17 protein-coding genes, 1 pseudogene and 1 other annotated feature are annotated in these 16,000 nt (G+C 32.1%); of the genes and pseudogenes, 12 read left to right on the forward strand and 6 right to left on the reverse strand.

Annotated features, from left to right (window positions below):
- Window positions 1-5: 5 nt before the first annotated feature.
- Window positions 6-351, forward strand: a pseudogene (locus tag ACX9TM_RS13010) (carboxypeptidase regulatory-like domain-containing protein).
- 218 nt (window positions 352-569) lie between these two features.
- On the opposite strand, the gene ACX9TM_RS13015 reads toward ACX9TM_RS13010, so the two are convergent.
- Complete coding sequence (locus tag ACX9TM_RS13015) at window positions 570-1,226, reverse strand: CPBP family intramembrane glutamic endopeptidase (RefSeq protein ID WP_000448287.1); 657 nt, start codon at window positions 1,224-1,226, stop codon at window positions 570-572.
- 321 nt (window positions 1,227-1,547) lie between these two features.
- Between ACX9TM_RS13015 and ACX9TM_RS13020 the strand changes: the two genes are divergently transcribed.
- Window positions 1,548-1,751 (forward strand): hypothetical protein, encoded by a 204-nt coding sequence (locus ACX9TM_RS13020; protein ID WP_000290886.1) that lies wholly within the window; start codon window positions 1,548-1,550, stop codon window positions 1,749-1,751.
- 27 nt (window positions 1,752-1,778) lie between these two features.
- Here the strand turns inward: ACX9TM_RS13020 and ACX9TM_RS13025 are convergent, their stop codons facing one another.
- Complete coding sequence (locus ACX9TM_RS13025) at window positions 1,779-2,021, reverse strand: hypothetical protein (protein WP_002195526.1); 243 nt, start codon at window positions 2,019-2,021, stop codon at window positions 1,779-1,781.
- A gap of 110 nt (window positions 2,022-2,131) precedes the next feature.
- On the opposite strand from ACX9TM_RS13025, the gene ACX9TM_RS13030 reads away from it, so the two are divergent.
- The 4 genes from ACX9TM_RS13030 (at window position 2,132) to ACX9TM_RS13045 (ending at window position 5,436) form a co-directional block, all read left to right on the forward strand.
- Window positions 2,132-3,058: a zinc-binding dehydrogenase gene (locus ACX9TM_RS13030; RefSeq protein WP_000438854.1), complete on the forward strand. Its 927-nt coding sequence runs from the start codon at window positions 2,132-2,134 to the stop codon at window positions 3,056-3,058.
- A gap of 81 nt (window positions 3,059-3,139) precedes the next feature.
- Window positions 3,140-3,997: an NAD-dependent epimerase/dehydratase family protein gene (locus tag ACX9TM_RS13035; RefSeq protein WP_061457223.1), complete on the forward strand. Its 858-nt coding sequence runs from the start codon at window positions 3,140-3,142 to the stop codon at window positions 3,995-3,997.
- A gap of 55 nt (window positions 3,998-4,052) precedes the next feature.
- The gene (locus tag ACX9TM_RS13040; protein ID WP_001021703.1) at window positions 4,053-4,550 is read left to right on the forward strand and encodes a DUF421 domain-containing protein; all 498 of its coding nucleotides are present in this window, start codon (window positions 4,053-4,055) and stop codon (window positions 4,548-4,550) included.
- A gap of 256 nt (window positions 4,551-4,806) precedes the next feature.
- A complete protein-coding gene (locus ACX9TM_RS13045; protein WP_000397610.1) occupies window positions 4,807-5,436 on the forward strand; it encodes a class I SAM-dependent methyltransferase in 630 nt (209 codons plus the stop codon).
- 252 nt (window positions 5,437-5,688) lie between these two features.
- Here the strand turns inward: ACX9TM_RS13045 and ACX9TM_RS13050 are convergent, their stop codons facing one another.
- Window positions 5,689-6,390, reverse strand: a complete 702-nt coding sequence (locus tag ACX9TM_RS13050) for a class I SAM-dependent methyltransferase (RefSeq protein ID WP_001079448.1) — start codon at window positions 6,388-6,390, stop codon at window positions 5,689-5,691.
- The gene (locus ACX9TM_RS13055) at window positions 6,387-7,289 is read right to left on the reverse strand and encodes an SMP-30/gluconolactonase/LRE family protein (RefSeq protein ID WP_000492432.1); all 903 of its coding nucleotides are present in this window, start codon (window positions 7,287-7,289) and stop codon (window positions 6,387-6,389) included. Before ACX9TM_RS13055 ends, ACX9TM_RS13050 begins: the two co-directional genes overlap by 4 nt.
- Before the next feature lie 142 nt (window positions 7,290-7,431).
- Between ACX9TM_RS13055 and ACX9TM_RS13060 the strand changes: the two genes are divergently transcribed.
- Together ACX9TM_RS13060 and lysS are read left to right on the forward strand one after the other, a co-directional pair.
- On the forward strand, window positions 7,432-7,602 hold the full coding sequence (locus tag ACX9TM_RS13060) for a DUF2197 domain-containing protein (protein WP_000551042.1): 171 nt from the start codon (window positions 7,432-7,434) through the stop codon (window positions 7,600-7,602).
- A gap of 69 nt (window positions 7,603-7,671) precedes the next feature.
- Window positions 7,672-7,928 (forward strand) — a binding site (T-box leader).
- Between the two features lie 81 nt (window positions 7,929-8,009).
- The gene (gene lysS, locus ACX9TM_RS13065) at window positions 8,010-9,563 is read left to right on the forward strand and encodes a lysine--tRNA ligase (RefSeq protein ID WP_000558598.1); all 1,554 of its coding nucleotides are present in this window, start codon (window positions 8,010-8,012) and stop codon (window positions 9,561-9,563) included.
- Window positions 9,564-9,622: 59 nt separating this feature from the next.
- On the opposite strand, the gene ACX9TM_RS13070 is transcribed toward lysS, so the two are convergent.
- On the reverse strand, window positions 9,623-10,051 hold the full coding sequence (locus ACX9TM_RS13070) for a cell wall hydrolase (RefSeq protein ID WP_001128402.1): 429 nt from the start codon (window positions 10,049-10,051) through the stop codon (window positions 9,623-9,625).
- Window positions 10,052-10,201: 150 nt separating this feature from the next.
- Between ACX9TM_RS13070 and ACX9TM_RS13075 the strand changes: the two genes are divergently transcribed.
- The 3 genes from ACX9TM_RS13075 (at window position 10,202) to ACX9TM_RS13085 (ending at window position 12,931) form a co-directional block, all read left to right on the forward strand.
- Window positions 10,202-11,116, forward strand: coding sequence for an acetamidase/formamidase family protein (locus tag ACX9TM_RS13075; protein WP_000285667.1), 915 nt, complete (start codon window positions 10,202-10,204; stop codon window positions 11,114-11,116).
- Window positions 11,117-11,243: 127 nt separating this feature from the next.
- Window positions 11,244-11,951 carry a response regulator transcription factor gene (locus ACX9TM_RS13080; protein WP_000238994.1) on the forward strand — a complete coding sequence of 236 codons (708 nt, stop codon included), beginning with the start codon at window positions 11,244-11,246 and terminating at the stop codon, window positions 11,949-11,951.
- On the forward strand, window positions 11,948-12,931 hold the full coding sequence (locus ACX9TM_RS13085) for a sensor histidine kinase (RefSeq protein WP_002183605.1): 984 nt from the start codon (window positions 11,948-11,950) through the stop codon (window positions 12,929-12,931). The genes ACX9TM_RS13080 and ACX9TM_RS13085 overlap by 4 nt, the downstream gene beginning before the upstream one ends.
- Before the next feature lie 236 nt (window positions 12,932-13,167).
- On the opposite strand, the gene ACX9TM_RS13090 is transcribed toward ACX9TM_RS13085, so the two are convergent.
- Entirely contained in the window at window positions 13,168-13,794 is a 627-nt protein-coding gene (locus tag ACX9TM_RS13090) for a DUF6518 family protein (protein WP_000376264.1), read from the reverse strand.
- 557 nt (window positions 13,795-14,351) lie between these two features.
- On the opposite strand from ACX9TM_RS13090, the gene abc-f reads away from it, so the two are divergent.
- Window positions 14,352-15,980, forward strand: coding sequence for a ribosomal protection-like ABC-F family protein (gene abc-f / locus ACX9TM_RS13095; RefSeq protein ID WP_000661373.1), 1,629 nt, complete (start codon window positions 14,352-14,354; stop codon window positions 15,978-15,980).
- The last annotated feature ends 20 nt before the right edge of the window (window positions 15,981-16,000 follow it).

The following is a 16,000-nucleotide window of genomic DNA, read 5'->3' on the forward strand; positions in this document are numbered from 1 at the left end:
TTATTGTGAGGCGAAAAATAATAACCTTGTTTGTAGCTATTGCCATAGTAATTGGAGCGTTGGTAGTTACGAAATATTATAAAGAAGATGATCAATGCATAGCAATTACTGAGTATTCAAAAGGTATTATCGTATATTAAAATAACCGACCTATAGCAGATGTGAAAATTCAATTAAAAATAAAATGCATAGTATTTCACATGAAAAGGTGAATTTGAAATTGCGGATGGTGTTTGTGATGACATTTTGTTGCAATTAGTTACTCCAAATAACAGAGTCCACACAAGGAAATATGAAAGAGAACATATATCAAAAGTTATACAGTTGAATTATAAAAATGAGGCTGAATAAAATGAAACCATTACAAAGGGAAGTAACAATTGTGACTGGGGCAACAGATACGCTGGAAAAACAGTAGTAGCGTTAGAAAATGAACAAAATATTGGGAGTAATTATTTTGAGGAGAATGTTTTGAATCAAAATTAATATTTTTAAGAGCACTCTAGAGCCGAGTGCTCTATTTTTTATACTGTACACAAATAATGAACTTCTCTTAACTATCAAAATAGTTATTTGAAAAGCATTGGTAAAAATGAAATACAATCAAAAATAAAGTGGCAAATCCAACTCACCCAAACACTTTTTGAATTTTTCCATATATAATTTAGTGCTAATCTAACTGGGATTATAGTTATTAATAATTGCATTGGCACAAAACCGTAAGCTGGAATATGCCATAAAGCGAACAATAAACTACATATTATGGATGCTGTACTAAATTTCAATCCTAATTTTTGTAATGCAATAATTATATTAGTACAAATCAATTCTTCACCCATTAACATAAATGGTATACGGAATAAAATCATATAAATACTTATTACTTCAGCAACAGAATTTTTAGTTGCAGGTTCAAAAATGTAACTGAATATTAAACTGGAACCCATACCCACGATAATAGTTAAAGGCACACCCCAAAGTAAAGTTTTAAAACGAAAATGTTTAAATTGCTCTAATGATATTTTTCCTAAAAAATAGTATCCTATAATTCCACATAATACAAGGTTCCATAAAGCTTCAATAAGTATTCCTAACAATTGGGGTAGATTCCCCCCTAAATAAACCGCAAAAATTTGATATACAATCCCGGTAGTAATTAATAAACTAAAAGCCAAAAGAGATTTCGAAGCAATGTTTTTCTCAGTTTCCAAAATCTTTGTTTCCACAACAACCCCTTCTTTCTTATTTCTTGTTAATTATAAATATATAATAGCACATTAAAAACCTAAATAATGGTAAAAAAGATGGGTATTAAAATAATTTTTTTATCAGTAAATTCAATAGATAATAAAATCGATTGGTTTGAGTATGAACTGCTGAGAATTCAACGTTAAAAGATAAATTATAAAATTATGATTAGGAAATTGTTGTATTTATACATAGTCTTATACATTTTTAAAGTTTTGTTAAACTAATGTTAATATTTTACTGTTAGATGCTATCATTAAATTATAATTTATATTTTGAATAGGAGGGAGATCGAGTCTATGGCGGTACGTATAGTCGATGATTTACAACAATTATCATTGTTACTTATGTTTTTAAGTACATTCATATTTTACAGATACTTAAAGAAGGTTAAACGAGAGAGAAAATTGACTGGCTTTGAATGGACAATGTATTTTGTCACTCAATTTGCGACATTAATTTGGGCAATTACTTATTTTATTAAACACTTAGCTGAATCGTAAATACTAATCATTCAATTTAGTTTACTGTTATCTATTTGGGATATAAATATAGTCCGTATCTAAATCAATGACAACATTGCTTATGACGTCTTCTTGTAGTAACTTTGGAATTTTTTTGTAATGATAGCGTACACAAAATAAGCTTAGCAGATCCTCATTAGATATCTCTTCATTTTTTACATTTAAATACATCGTTATTAATTCGTTAATAGAACAGTTACGGCCAATAACATACTCGTTTATTCTATATCCATCAAATTCAATTATCATGTTATCACTGTTGGGTGCTAGCCAACGCTATAGCTTTAATTTTGGATGAATCTATTATACATTGTTTGAAATTTAGTGAGAATATATTTTTATAAAGTGAGAGGATATGAATGGAACAATATAAGTTAGTTTTAGAAGGTGCGAAACAACTTAAGTGGGAAACAAATGAAATTAAGGACATACAGGACGATGAAATTATCGTTAAAACAATCGCAGGATCGATAAGCATTGGGGCCGAGTTACCACAGTATAATGGATCCGATGTTACAGATCCGCATCCTTTTTATCCAAGAAAAACTGGATATGAAAGTTATGGTGAAGTGATTGAAGTTGGTAATCAAGTAACACATGTAAACGTAGGTGATAAAGTAGTTTCTTTTTATGGACATGAAACGATAGGGATAGTTAAGGCGCATAAAGTAATTCGAGTGCCTAGTTCTATACAACCTAAAATTGCTTTATTATCTATTCTTTCATGTGATGCCGCTAAAGGAGTATTGAAACTAAACCCGCGACAGGATGAAAAAGTACTTATAATTGGAATGGGAGTTATTGGTTTACTCGCTTGTTATTTCTTAAAATACTATGTAGGCATTGAGCACGTGGATGTTGTTGAGCCTAATAAAAATAGAAGAGATTTTGCAAAGAAGTTTGGTACGAAAAACATATATGATTCAGAAGAGAAAATAATAGAAACATATAATTATGGTTTCGAATGTTCTGCTACAAATAGTGGGTTCCATACTTTGCAAAAAGCTCTTAAAACTAATGGTAAAATATGTATACTGTCTGATGGTAATATAGAAGAACTAACATTAACTGCTAACTTTTATCAGAAAGAATTGCAAATTATTGGATCAAGTGACGGATACGATTATCAAAAACATGCAGATTGGTTTTTTGAAGAAATAGGAAAAACACCATTTATAGAGGAGATCTTTCAACATGAAATACATTATACTTCACTCATACAATGCTTTGATGAATTGAGTTTAGGGATAATTAAACCATTAAAAGTATATGTTTCATATGAATAACGAAAAAAATGAGCAAATATTTGTCACATACCTTACAAATGTTTCGTCACATTTATGATTATTAAATGAGGAGGAACATATATGAAAATATTTGTAGCAGGTGCAACTGGTGTAATAGGACGTTCTTTATTGCCAATGTTAATAAAAAATGGGCATACGGTGTTTGCGATGATTCGTAATACTTCGCAAGTAGAAGCAATGAAAAGGGTGGGTGCCATACCAGTAATAGCTGATGTACTTAATAGAGAGGCTGTATTTTCTGTATTAGAAGAAACAAATCCCGATGTAGTTATTCATCAATTAACGTCATTGTCATCATGGAATTTTGAGGATAATGCAAAAATTAGAACAAAAGGCACTCGTAACCTTGTCGATGCCGCTAAAAATGTAGGGGTACAGAAAATAATCGCTCAAAGTATTTCATGGGCGTATGAACCAGGGGATACATTTGCGACTGAAAAAGACTCACTACATATTACTGCTTCTATGCCTCGGCAAGTCACTGTTAATGGCATATTGAAATTAGAAAAAGCTGTTACTGAGTTACCTGAATCGGTTATACTTCGTTACGGCACATTATACGGACCAGGAACATGGTATGCGGAAAACGGATTAATAGCAAATCAAGTTCGTAATAATGAAATTATCGCATCAGACGGGATAAGCTCGTTTATACATGTTGAAGATGCTGCAAGAGCTACTATGCTATCCCTTAATTGGCCTTCAGGAATCGTAAATATTGTAGATAATTATCCAGCAACTAGTAAAGAATGGTTACCAATATATGCAGCAGCGATAGGGGCACATAAGCCTAAAGTTCAAGATGGGAAAAATAGTTGGGAAAGAGGAGCTTCCAATAATAAGGCACGTAAAGAGTATGGATGGACACCTTTATTTCCATCATGGTCTGAAGGATTTAACAATTTAATAGGTAAGTAAAACACACCTTTAATGGCAATGATAGTAAAATACACCATTAAAGGATTGGGTTATTATGAATATAATTTGGGAAAGTATTATATTAACTTTTACTGGAATAATTGTTTTGAAAATGACAGGTAGTACATCTGTGAGCCAAATGACAAGAGCTGAAATCATTATAGTTGTATCAATTGGCCGTATTATTGTAGAACCTGTATTAAGTAGAAAAGTAGTCCCATCTATATTCGCGGCTATCATATTTGCAAGCATATTACTTATCATTCATTTCTTTGAATTGAAATCAAGGAAGGTGGAACAATTTTTAAATGGAAGTAGCATTATAATTGTTGAAAACGGAGAGATTGTAAAAGAGAATTTGATGCAGGCAAAAATGTCGGAACAACAACTTTATATGCAATTAAGAGAAAAAGGGATTCATGACGTAAAGAGTTTACAGCAAGTTACAGCGGAACCGAATGGTCGTATTGGTTATCAATTAATAAAAGAAGCACAACCAATAACTTTAGAAATGTTAGAAAAAGTATTAGATCGGTACAATATAAAAAGATAATTTCTCGTGAGAAAAAGCCAATACTATAACGGAAGTATTGGCTTTTTTATTTTTCTACAAACGTAAGGATTAATAAAATAGGGTGGATTTTAAACCAATCATTATAATAGATATAGGCTTATAATTGTGCTATATTCAATGGACTTATAGTGAATGTGGTAAAAAACTAATTTGGCATAGGTAGACGCAGCGTTAAAATTTATAAGTTTTTCATGTGATACTAAAAATGGATTGAAAATAAGGAGATAGATACATAATGGAATTTTGGGAATCAAGTTTTATCGAAAAACAAACGATGTGGGGATTTGAACCTACAGAATCTGCAATTTTGACAAAAGATTTTTTTCTTGAAAAGAACGTTAAGAATATATTAGTTCCGGGTATTGGATATGGAAGAAATGCAAAGGTTTTTATCGATAATGGTATAAATGTAACAGGTATTGAAATTTCGAAAACAGCAATCGATTTAGCAAGAGAAAACGGACTAGAAGATGTTAGTATGTATCACGGTTCAGTAAACGAAATGCCTTTTGATAATAAACTGTATGATGGGATATTTAGTCATGCACTTCTTCATTTGTTGAATGAACAGGAAAGAGAGAAATTTATTGAAGATTGTTATAATCAGTTAAAACCAGGCGGATATATGGTTTTTACAACTGTTTCTAAAAAAGCTCCCATGTACGGAAAAGGAAAACAGTTGGATAAAGATTATTATGAGATAATGGACGGTGTAAAAATGTTCTTTTATGATTCTGAATCTATAAAAAAAGATTTTAATCAATATAGATTAGTACAAGTTTCGGAAATTGATGAACCAAATAAGAACATGGCAAATAAACCTTCAATCAATTTCTTAATGATAAAATGTAAGAAAGAACGATAACTAAAAGTTATTAAGAATGATTAAAGATGTTTATATATTGATTATGCACAAATAAAAAGGACAAGCATATAATATAAATACCTTTTAACTTTAAGTAACCTTAACTTTCGTTAATAGGGTATCTCAAAATCCCCAAAAGAGCACTTGCGGAAACAAGTGCTCTTTTATTTTTTGTTTCATAAATATTTATAGTTGCAAATTTCGTGCAATAAAAATAAATCTGAGAGAAATAATCATATCTTTATTATACGATTATTTCTGAACTACAAACGATATAGCATTTGTTTTTAATTGAATGTGTCTTTCATTTCGAACAATATCATAAGCTAATTCTTTTATTTCAACTTTTAGTTCTTTCCATTCTTTATAAATGCTTTTTAAAGTACTTATCATTTCTTCGGTTGAAAGATTAATTTCAATTAAAGCTTCTAATTCTTCATTCGTTATTGAATCAATTTCTTGTATGTTAGAGTTAATAATTAAACAATTAATACCGCCGTTTTTTGTACCTCTTTTCATAGAGTGGAGTACATTTTTAAAATCTTCTTCTGATCTGAAATGTTCTAAACTTGATACTGCAACGATATAATCATAAGCGTTAGAGTCAATATGATAGTTTTCAATTGCTGCTTCTTCTGTTTTTATAGCCTCGAATACATCATGTTCTTTGCTATAAATTTGTAGCTTTGTTAAAGCGGAATTAAGTAAATCAACACATGTAACGGTGCCGCTAGTATTTTTTATTTTTTTTGCAATTGGAATGCTATTTCTCCCAACGCCAGAGCCAAGGTCAAGTACTTGCAAGTTGTTTTGTCCGTCAAAGTGGTTCATCAAGTCCATAACCGTTTTAACTGGTTTGAAAAGCCAAGAGCCAGCTTCAAACAGTTTATATTGTTCATAGCAAAGGTCGTGATATTTCTTTTCTTCTTGTCTTATGTAATCGATACGGTTCACATTGTTTCAGCTCCAATATTTTTATTGCAAAATGAATAGGTGGGACAGCCTTTAACATTTGTTTGAATTCGAAAAATACCACCAGCATGTGGATACTCTTTTAATTCGTTATCACTCATTCTTGTTCTGGCTGTTGTAACATATAAATCTGTTAAATTAGGCCCACCAAATGTACATGATGTTACATATAACGCGGGAATTGGAATGCTTAATATTTGTTCTCCAGTAAAGGGATTCCATCTAGTTATTTTTGAACCTCCCCAATGTGCAATCCATAAACAACCTTCTTCGTCAATTGTCATACCATCAGGTAGACCATCATTTTCAGAGAAATTGATTACATCACTTGGATTATGAATGTCTCCAGTACGTATATTATATTGATAGCGAACCACTTTTTTAGTAGGTGTATCTATAAAGTAAAAGTATGTATGATCAGGTGACCAAGCAATTCCATTTGATGTATTTACATGTGAAACTTTTTTCTCTACACTTAAATTATGATGTAAACAATACAAGGAACCTGCAGCATTCATACCGTATGTATCTGTAGAACCTGCCCAGAAACGACCAGCTGGATCACATTTTCCATCATTGAAACGATTTTCTATTAAATGTGGTTCAGGGTCAAAAATATGTGTCAGTTTTTCTGTATTTACATTAATAGAATAAAAGCCGTTTTCCATAGCTAAGAGTAGTACATCCTCTAAATATGGAACAACACAGCCAATTTGTTGATTGAGAACAATTACTCGGTTCGTATTAGCGGTAGGATTATATATGCATAATTTTCTCTCCATAATATCAACCCAATATAAAAGTTGCTTTTTTCCATTCCAACATGGTCCTTCGGCTAAACTTGCTTTAGCATCTAAAACTAATTCTATATTACTGAACAAGATGTTCACCTCGCGTTATAAGATATTAATATAATTCGATAAGAATAGAGGTAAACCTTTTAGTCAAAGGATATTAAAATTTATACTGTAGAAAAATGACCTTCTCAAGTGATTAAAAAAGTGTATAAACAAGGAGAGGAAAATGCATATGATGTTTTATGAGATTGTTTGCTTTTCTTGTAAGAATATATTTCGTGTTTACGAAGGCAGTGAAAAATATAAGCGATTTAAAGAGAAACCAAAAGGGGCATATTGTTGTGATGAGTGTAGCCACAAAATTCAATTAGAAGCGATAAAGAATTTTTTTAGATAATTTTACGATTTCGATTCGGAAAAGTTTGACAATAAAAGTGTTATAAATTATCATATTAAAAAACTAATATTTAAGGCATAGAAGAGAAGAGTAGTTAAGAAAGAATACGTACAGAGAGCTCTGGTAGCTGAGAAAGAGCGGTATACATCTTAATGAAAAAAGACTTGGAGCTGCGCAAGGAACTAATTTATTTAGGGATGGTGCGACGGGTTCTCCCGTTATAGAGATAGGGTATAAGCATATTTTGCCGTACCTGAAGAGGTTAATATGGTGACATATTAACAAACTGAGGTGGTACCGCGAAGCTAACAACTCTCGTCCTCAAGATGAATAATCTTGGGGGTGGGAGTTTTTTTGTTGCATAAAACTGGAAATGAGAAACAAAAAATAATTGAGGTGAGTAATATATGCATTGGGCGTATGAAGTAGCACATGAATTAATTAGGAAACATCCAAATAAAGAAATGTTTGTTTGTGCATCTGGAATTAGTCCGTCAGGTTCTGTTCATATTGGGAACTTTCGTGAAATCGTAACGACTTATTTCGTAGTAAGAGCACTTCAAGATTTAGGGAAAAAGACTCGTTTTATATTTTCGTGGGATGATTATGATAGGTTTAGAAAAGTTCCAAAAAATATTGATCCATCTTTTGCAAAGTATATTGGTATGCCATACTGTGATATTCCAGATCCGTATGGATGTCATAACTCGTATGCGGAGCATTTTGAAAAAGAGTTTGAAAAATCGCTTCAAGCATTTGGAATTGAAGTAGAATTTATTTATCAACATGATGAATATAGAAGCGGAAGGTATAACAAAAATATATTAGAGGCCTTGTATAAACGAAAAGAAATATATGATATTTTAATGGGTTTTAAAACTAGAGAGTGTAGTGAAGAAGAGCGAGAGAGCTTTTATCCAGCTACATTATATTGTGAGAGATGCGGAAAAGATACAACAACTATTACACATTTTGATGAAGTATTAAAAACAGTCCGGTATGAATGTGAATGCGGAAATGAAAAAGAGTTATCCGTATTAAATACAAATAAAATGAAACTAAACTGGAAAATCGATTGGCCGATGAGATGGATGATAGAGGATGTTATTTTTGAACCGGGCGGTAGAGATCATTCATCAGAAACGGGTAGTTATAATGTATCAAAAGAAATTGCAAGGAAAATATTCAATCGAGAAGTGCCTCATTACGTTGCTTACGATTTTATTGGTATTAAAGGGAATCATGAAAAAATGTCTAGTTCTTCAGGGAATAGTATTACACCAAGCAATTTATTGAAAGTGTATATACCAGAAGTAATTCTCTTTATGTTTGCAAAATACAAACCAGGCGCTGCTTTTCATATTGGGTTGGATGAAGATGTGATTCGTAATTATACAGAGTATGAGCGATTGAAAGATAGTTATGAAAATAAAACGCTCAAAAATGAAGATTTATTTGATGCAATTAAAATCTCTAGAGTTGATAGTGAGATTAAAGAATATCCGAAATTTAATCAAGTAGCAGGAACGTTACCATTATTAAATTTTGATTCAACTATTTTACAGGGGATATTAAAGAAAATAGATAGGAGCTATGCATTAGATGAAATGAGAGCGATAAGTAATCGCGCAGAGTATTGGATAAGAAACTTTCAATCTGAAAAATTAATCGCGGTAAATGAGGAGAAAAATGCAGAGTTTTACTACACATTAGATGAAAGGCAGAAAGAATGGCTAGTAGAAGTTTGTAAAATACTTCGTTCTAATAAAGATTACTCTAACTTAATGGAGCAATTATATGGGATTTGTCATCATGAAAATAAAAAAATAATGAAAGAAAATCAAAAACAATTATTCACTATTATATATAAGCTCATTATGAATCAATCAAATGGTCCTCGTATACCATTATTAATACATGTAGTAGGCATAGAAAATTTCATCACACTATTAGATTTCTAAAACACAGTTAAAAGCAACGCAAGTACCAAAATTTCTAAGTACTTGCGTTGCAAATTTTACTATCGTGAATACATTTTCGGACATTCATCACCACTTGGTTCATAAAAACAATGGCTTTTAAACTGTCCTACAAATGGCTGATTATACCATTCAGGCGGACAAGCTCCAACTGGACGGAAATACCAAAGAGCCCATCGTGCAGGCCAGCGCCATTGACCTTGTAAAACTTTTCGTGCGATTTCTTTTTCTGATTCACGAGCGCGTTGATAAAAATATCCATATTGTACTGCTTCAAATCCGCCGGGGCTTTGATATACAGCGTCTCGTACGGTACGGAGTTGTTTAAAATCTAAGCAATCACAAAATACACGGTTTACTACTACGCAGCCAACTAACTCCTCACCTTGGCGACCTTCGCCTTCAGCTTCAGCACGAATTAATCGAGCTAGTAAATCAACATCACTTTCGTTGTATGGAATAAGGGGCATAGTGATACCACCTTTCTGTTATAGTAAAGAGTGTATGTTATAAAACAATCTGCGTGCTTTTTTACATAAAAATAACATTTAATTTTAAGAGGAGCTTGTATAAAAAAAGCTAATTAGTAATAGTAGATAAATATAAAAGGGAGAGGTATTATGTATCGAATTCATAAAGACCATATCATTTACTCAATGTCACCAGAAAATAAGCCGTGTATGGAAGTAGAAATTGGGAGCAGTCTTGTATTTGAAACATATGATTGCTTTGAAAATCAAATCGATTCTGAAGATGTTGTGTTACAAGAATTAGATTGGAACCGAATTAATCCAGCGACTGGACCTGTATATGTTAAAGGAGCAGAACCTGGCGATATATTAGTCGTAACGATTGAAAAAATTGAAATTGCAGAGCAGGGCGTTTTAACTACAGGTGCAAACCTTGGTGTAATGGGTGATGAGTTAAATGAAAATACAGTGAAAATTGTCCCAATACATAATGAATATGTTTTGTTTTCAAGTGAACTACAAATCCCGATTAATCCAATGATTGGGGTAATTGGTACTGCACCGAAAGAAGAGAGCATTTCATGTGGCAAACCGCATGATCACGGCGGGAATATGGACTGTAAAGAAATTAAAGAAGGAACAACATTACTACTACCAGTTAATGTCCCAGGAGCACTATTAGCATTAGGTGATTTACACGCAGCAATGGGTGATGGTGAAATTGGTGTTAGTGGTGTAGAGGTTGCTGGTGAGGTAACGGTAACAGTTCAAATTATAAAAGGAAAACAATGGCCATTACCAATGGCTATTCAAAAAGAAAAAATGATGACGATTGCTTCAGAGAAATTGTTAGATGATGCAGCAAATCGTGCTGTACGTAATATGGTGACATTTTTACATGAAGAATTAGCAATGTCTAAAGCTGATGCAACGCTTTTATTATCGGCAGTAGGTAATTTAAAAGTTTGCCAAGTTGTGGATCCGCTGAAAACAGCGCGTATGGAACTAGGAATGGATTATGTGGAGAAACTAGGATTTACTTTTAGTAAATTTCACATTAAATAGATAAGGGACGAAAAAGGATACTTTTGTATAAAAGCATCCTTTTTTTAATTTACTGATTTTGTGAAAAGAGGTAGTATTTATTTTATATAAGTATATTTGAGATTGTGGATTAAAAAGGAGTTCAATAATGGTCAAAATTATGATTGTAGAAGACGATATGAAAATTGCAGAACTATTATCGACACATGTTGCGAAATATGGTTATCAAGGAGTTATTGTATCGGACTTTCAAAATGTATTAAACATTTTTTTAGAAGAACAACCAGAGTTAGTTTTATTAGATATTAATTTACCGAGTTTTGATGGGTACTTTTGGTGTCGTCAAATTCGGGGAGTTTCAACATGTCCGATACTATTCATTTCGGCCCGTGAAGGCACGATGGATCAAGTTATGGCGTTAGAAAACGGTGGCGATGATTTTATTCCGAAGCCTTTTCATTATGAAGTTGTAGTGGCGAAAATTCGTAGTCATTTAAGACGTGCATATGGAGATTATGCACCGAAATTAGAAGAACGAATGATTGAACAACAAGGTCTTTGTTTATATCCTGAAAGACTTGTATTGAAACTTAGAAATGACGAGATTGATATAACGAGAAACGAAGCCATTTTATTAGAGACATTAATGAAAAATTATCCGCGTGTTGTGAGTAGAGAAGTGTTACTTAATAAATTATGGGATAGTGAATCTTATGTTGATGATAATACATTAAGTGTAAATACAACACGTGTGCGTAAAAAGTTACAAACGTTGCATATAGAAGGTGCGATTGAAACGATTCGTAGTGTTGGATATAGATTTCATATTACTTGGGATAATGGTATAGAAAAATGATAAGGTTGTTTATACGTGATCATATACCACTTATTTGCTTTACCATAATTCAACTACTAGCTATATTTCTCGTATATTGGTTTGATGGGCATAATCATATTACAACGGCGTTATATGCAATGTTTCTAGGTGTTTTCTTTATGGGAAGTTATTTAGTGTTTCGTTATTTTACACATCGTTCTTTTTATGAGCGCCTAGCAAACCCGATGCAATCTTTGGATGAATCTGTTCAAAAATCTGATTTTGCAGCTGTATCGGCTGCTCTTCAAGAACTACTTGAGGTGCAATATCGACATTATCAAAATCAGCTGCAAATGCAAGAGAGAAAAAATAATGACCATTTAACCTTTATGAATCAGTGGATTCATCAAATGAAAACACCTTTATCTGTAATAGAATTAATTACACAGGATGAAGTAGATTCACGTTTTGAAAGTATAAATGAGGAAACTGATCGATTAAAAAAGGGATTAGAAATGGCTCTGTATGTCGCACGTTTAGAAGCATTTACACAAGATTTTTATGTAGAAAGAGTACAACTACATAAAATAGTGAATGATTCGGTACATGAGCATAAACGTTTCTTTATCCGAAATTTTGTATATCCAGAGCTTGAAATTGATAAGGACATTACTGTAGAAAGTGATGCGAAATGGTTACAATTTTTAATCGGACAAATACTATCGAATGCGATTAAATATTCATCAGGTAGTAGAGAGAAAATTAAAGTGAAAGCTTGTAAGGAAGGTAATAATGTTATACTTGAAATTGCTGATAATGGTGTAGGTATACCGAAGCAAGATTTACCAAGAGTATTCAAACCTTTCTTTACAGGAGAAAACGGTAGAGATTTTAAAGAATCAACTGGAATGGGGCTATATCTCGTATATGAAATTACGAAGCAATTAGGACATAGTGTAGAAATCTATTCAGAAGTTGGTAAAGGTACCGTTGTACGTATTATATTTTTTAATGTGTAAAATGACTCAGGCTAAAGAACTTTTGAAATAAGTTTTTTAGCCTTACTTTATATGGATTAAATGAAATGATATACAAGACTGGTATGATTCTAATAAAAGGTCGTGTAAGTATGTGTAATGACACAATAATAAATAAGGCTGTTAAATGAGAGGGATTTAATAATTTATTAATATATAAATAGTTTATTGTAAGAAAAAAGCTCGCCCTTTAAAAGAGCTAGCTTTATGAATTTTAATTAAGTAAACAAACTTAATAATTTATATCCAATTAATCCCAAAATAGTGATAGGAATCATCATTAAGAAAGAAGAAATTCGATGAGCATTAGAGCGTTCTAATACAAGAATCAAGATAATCCCGACTATGACTTCGGTATATCCAACAGGTAACATGTGACTATAGTCTTCAAAATTTAAAAGAATGTGAAGTCCATCTGTTACAAAAACTCCACTAATAAGTGAGCTTCCGAATTTATGAAGTGGATTTGTAGTATCTTTCCATAGAAAACCTGCAATTCCAAAGATAGTTCCTCCTATACATGCACATACAATCCATACAGATATAAAATAAATAGAGTGAGCTATATTTTTAATAACTATTGCATAACCATAGTAGCCTAATACCATTCCGAATAGTGCAAGGATACCAGAAAGTATAGCTGTACGCTTAGAATAACTAAAGCTAGCCACAAAAAAGGATGGAACTAACCAAACGCTTCCTAGATTAGCTAATGAATTCCAATGTCCAGGAAGTATACTTTGCCCCAATTTAGTTAGTATACCAACAATTATCCCTACTATAATCGGGATGAGAAAAATCATTAAAAACATATTTAACTTTGTGATTTTTAATGTCCTGTCCATAAAATCAATCCTTACATTATTATTTTCTGTAAAGATATAATAGCTTATCACAAGGGAATAATCAATAAAAATTTATCGAAAAACAATAAGTGGTTATTGGATAACGAATAACATTTTGTTTTTATATAAAATTTATATAAGAGAGAGTGCTTAGAAGTTTACTACTGGGGAAATCTAAAGGACGTATTACAATCAATGTAATTTGTGCTTGTTCAATATGAAGCTAAGAAATGATAAATAAGCCTAAAAGAAAGCGATCTTTTTAACAGCACAAATAATTGCATTTACTCATACAGTACTAGTATGGTACAATATGGTTATTAATGACGGAAAGGAATGATGGGTGGACGATGATTAACTAATCTTATTTTTAAATGTTGAAATTCAATAAATTTCAATTTCTAAAAAATAGGATTAGTCTGCCCAATTCCAAACAACGGTATTGCTATTTATATTGCGCAATAGCTTATTTGGGTATAAATAATGTAATGACTAATCCTGCCAAATTTATTTGGGAGGATTTTTTTATTCTCCCTTAATGAAAGGGATCGATATTTATGAAAGAACTATTAAAATTAAATGATGTTTATGTTGAAATAAAAGAAAATATGTTGTTAGAGAAAATGAATGTGACAGTAAAACAAGGGGATGTTATCGGATTAATCGGTAAAAATGGTGCTGGTAAATCAACGTTACTTCAATTAATAAACGGGAAGATTGAACCTTCAAAAGGTACTGTTGAATGGATGCAAATGAATATGACAACAGCATATGTTGAGCAAGAAATAGAATCTTTTATTAGTAATGATGTAATTGCAAAAGAAGCAGAACTTCTTGCGAAATGGGGCGTGCCAACGAACGATTTTCATACTTTAAGTGGTGGTGAAAAGCTGAAAATTCGATTAGCAAAAGGATTTGCTGAAAATCCTAATGTCTTAATATTAGACGAACCGACAAATCATTTAGATGAGATCAGTACGGGATTTCTCATTAAACAAATAAAAAACATGAAAGGTACAGTTATCGTTGTATCGCATGATCGATATTTTTTAGATGTTGTCGCAACAAAGATATGGTCAATTGAGGACAAAAAATTAATTGAGCATAGTGGTAATTATACGAGCTACATGAAAGCACGTGAGCAAAAAAGAAAGTCGCAGCAGCGTGAATATGAAAAGCAGCAAAAAAAGATAGAACAAGTAGAAACACATATAAAAGAATTGAGTTCATGGTCACAAAAGGCACACGCGCAGTCTACAAAACAAGAAGGTGTGAAAGAATTCTATCGTGTAAAAGCGAAGCGAATGGATGCACAAGTGAAGTCAAAACGAAAACGACTTGAAAAAGAGCTGGAGAAAGCGAAAGTAGAACGTGTGAAAGAAGAGTATTCAGTTGAGTTTTCTATTCAAGCGAACAAAAAAGTAGGAAAACGTTTTTTAGAAGTGAAGCAATTAAAAAAAGACTTTCATGGGAAAGTATTATTTGAAAACGTTAATTTTACAATTCAGCACGGTGAGAAAGTTGCGATTGTTGGACCAAACGGTAGTGGGAAAACAACATTACTGAAGATGATTATGGGAACGGAAACTGCTGAAGGAGAAATATGGATTTCACCATCTGCAAACATCGGCTATTTAACACAAGAAGTTTTTGATTTACCGCTTGATAAAACACCAGAAAATTTATTTTTTAAAGAGACGTTTGAAGAAAGAGGAAAAGTCCAAAATTTAATGAAACATTTAGGGTTCCAAGCTTCTCAATGGAAAGAGCCGATTGAGCATATGAGTATGGGAGAAAGAGTAAAATGTAAGCTAATGGCTTATATTTTAGATGAAAAAGATGTACTCATTTTAGACGAACCGACGAATCACTTGGATCTACCTTCACGTGAACAACTTGAAAATACATTAGCTGAGTATAACGGAACATTAGTAATTGTATCTCACGATCGATATTTTTTGGAGAAAACAACTAACACAAAACTCGTGTTTTCAAACAATACGATACAAAAGCAGCTAGAAGAACCTACGAAAACAAGAGATGATATTGAAGAGCTACGTTTAACGTTAGAAACAGAGAGACAAGAAGTACTAGGGAAATTAAGCTTTTTAACTTCTAACGACAAAGAATATAAAGCACTGGATGAACGGTTTATGGAACTTACGAAGCAGATTAAGGAGCTTTAATGTAAGTAAGGGGGATTAAC

The sequence above is a fragment of the Bacillus sp. LH1 genome (assembly GCF_057924895.1).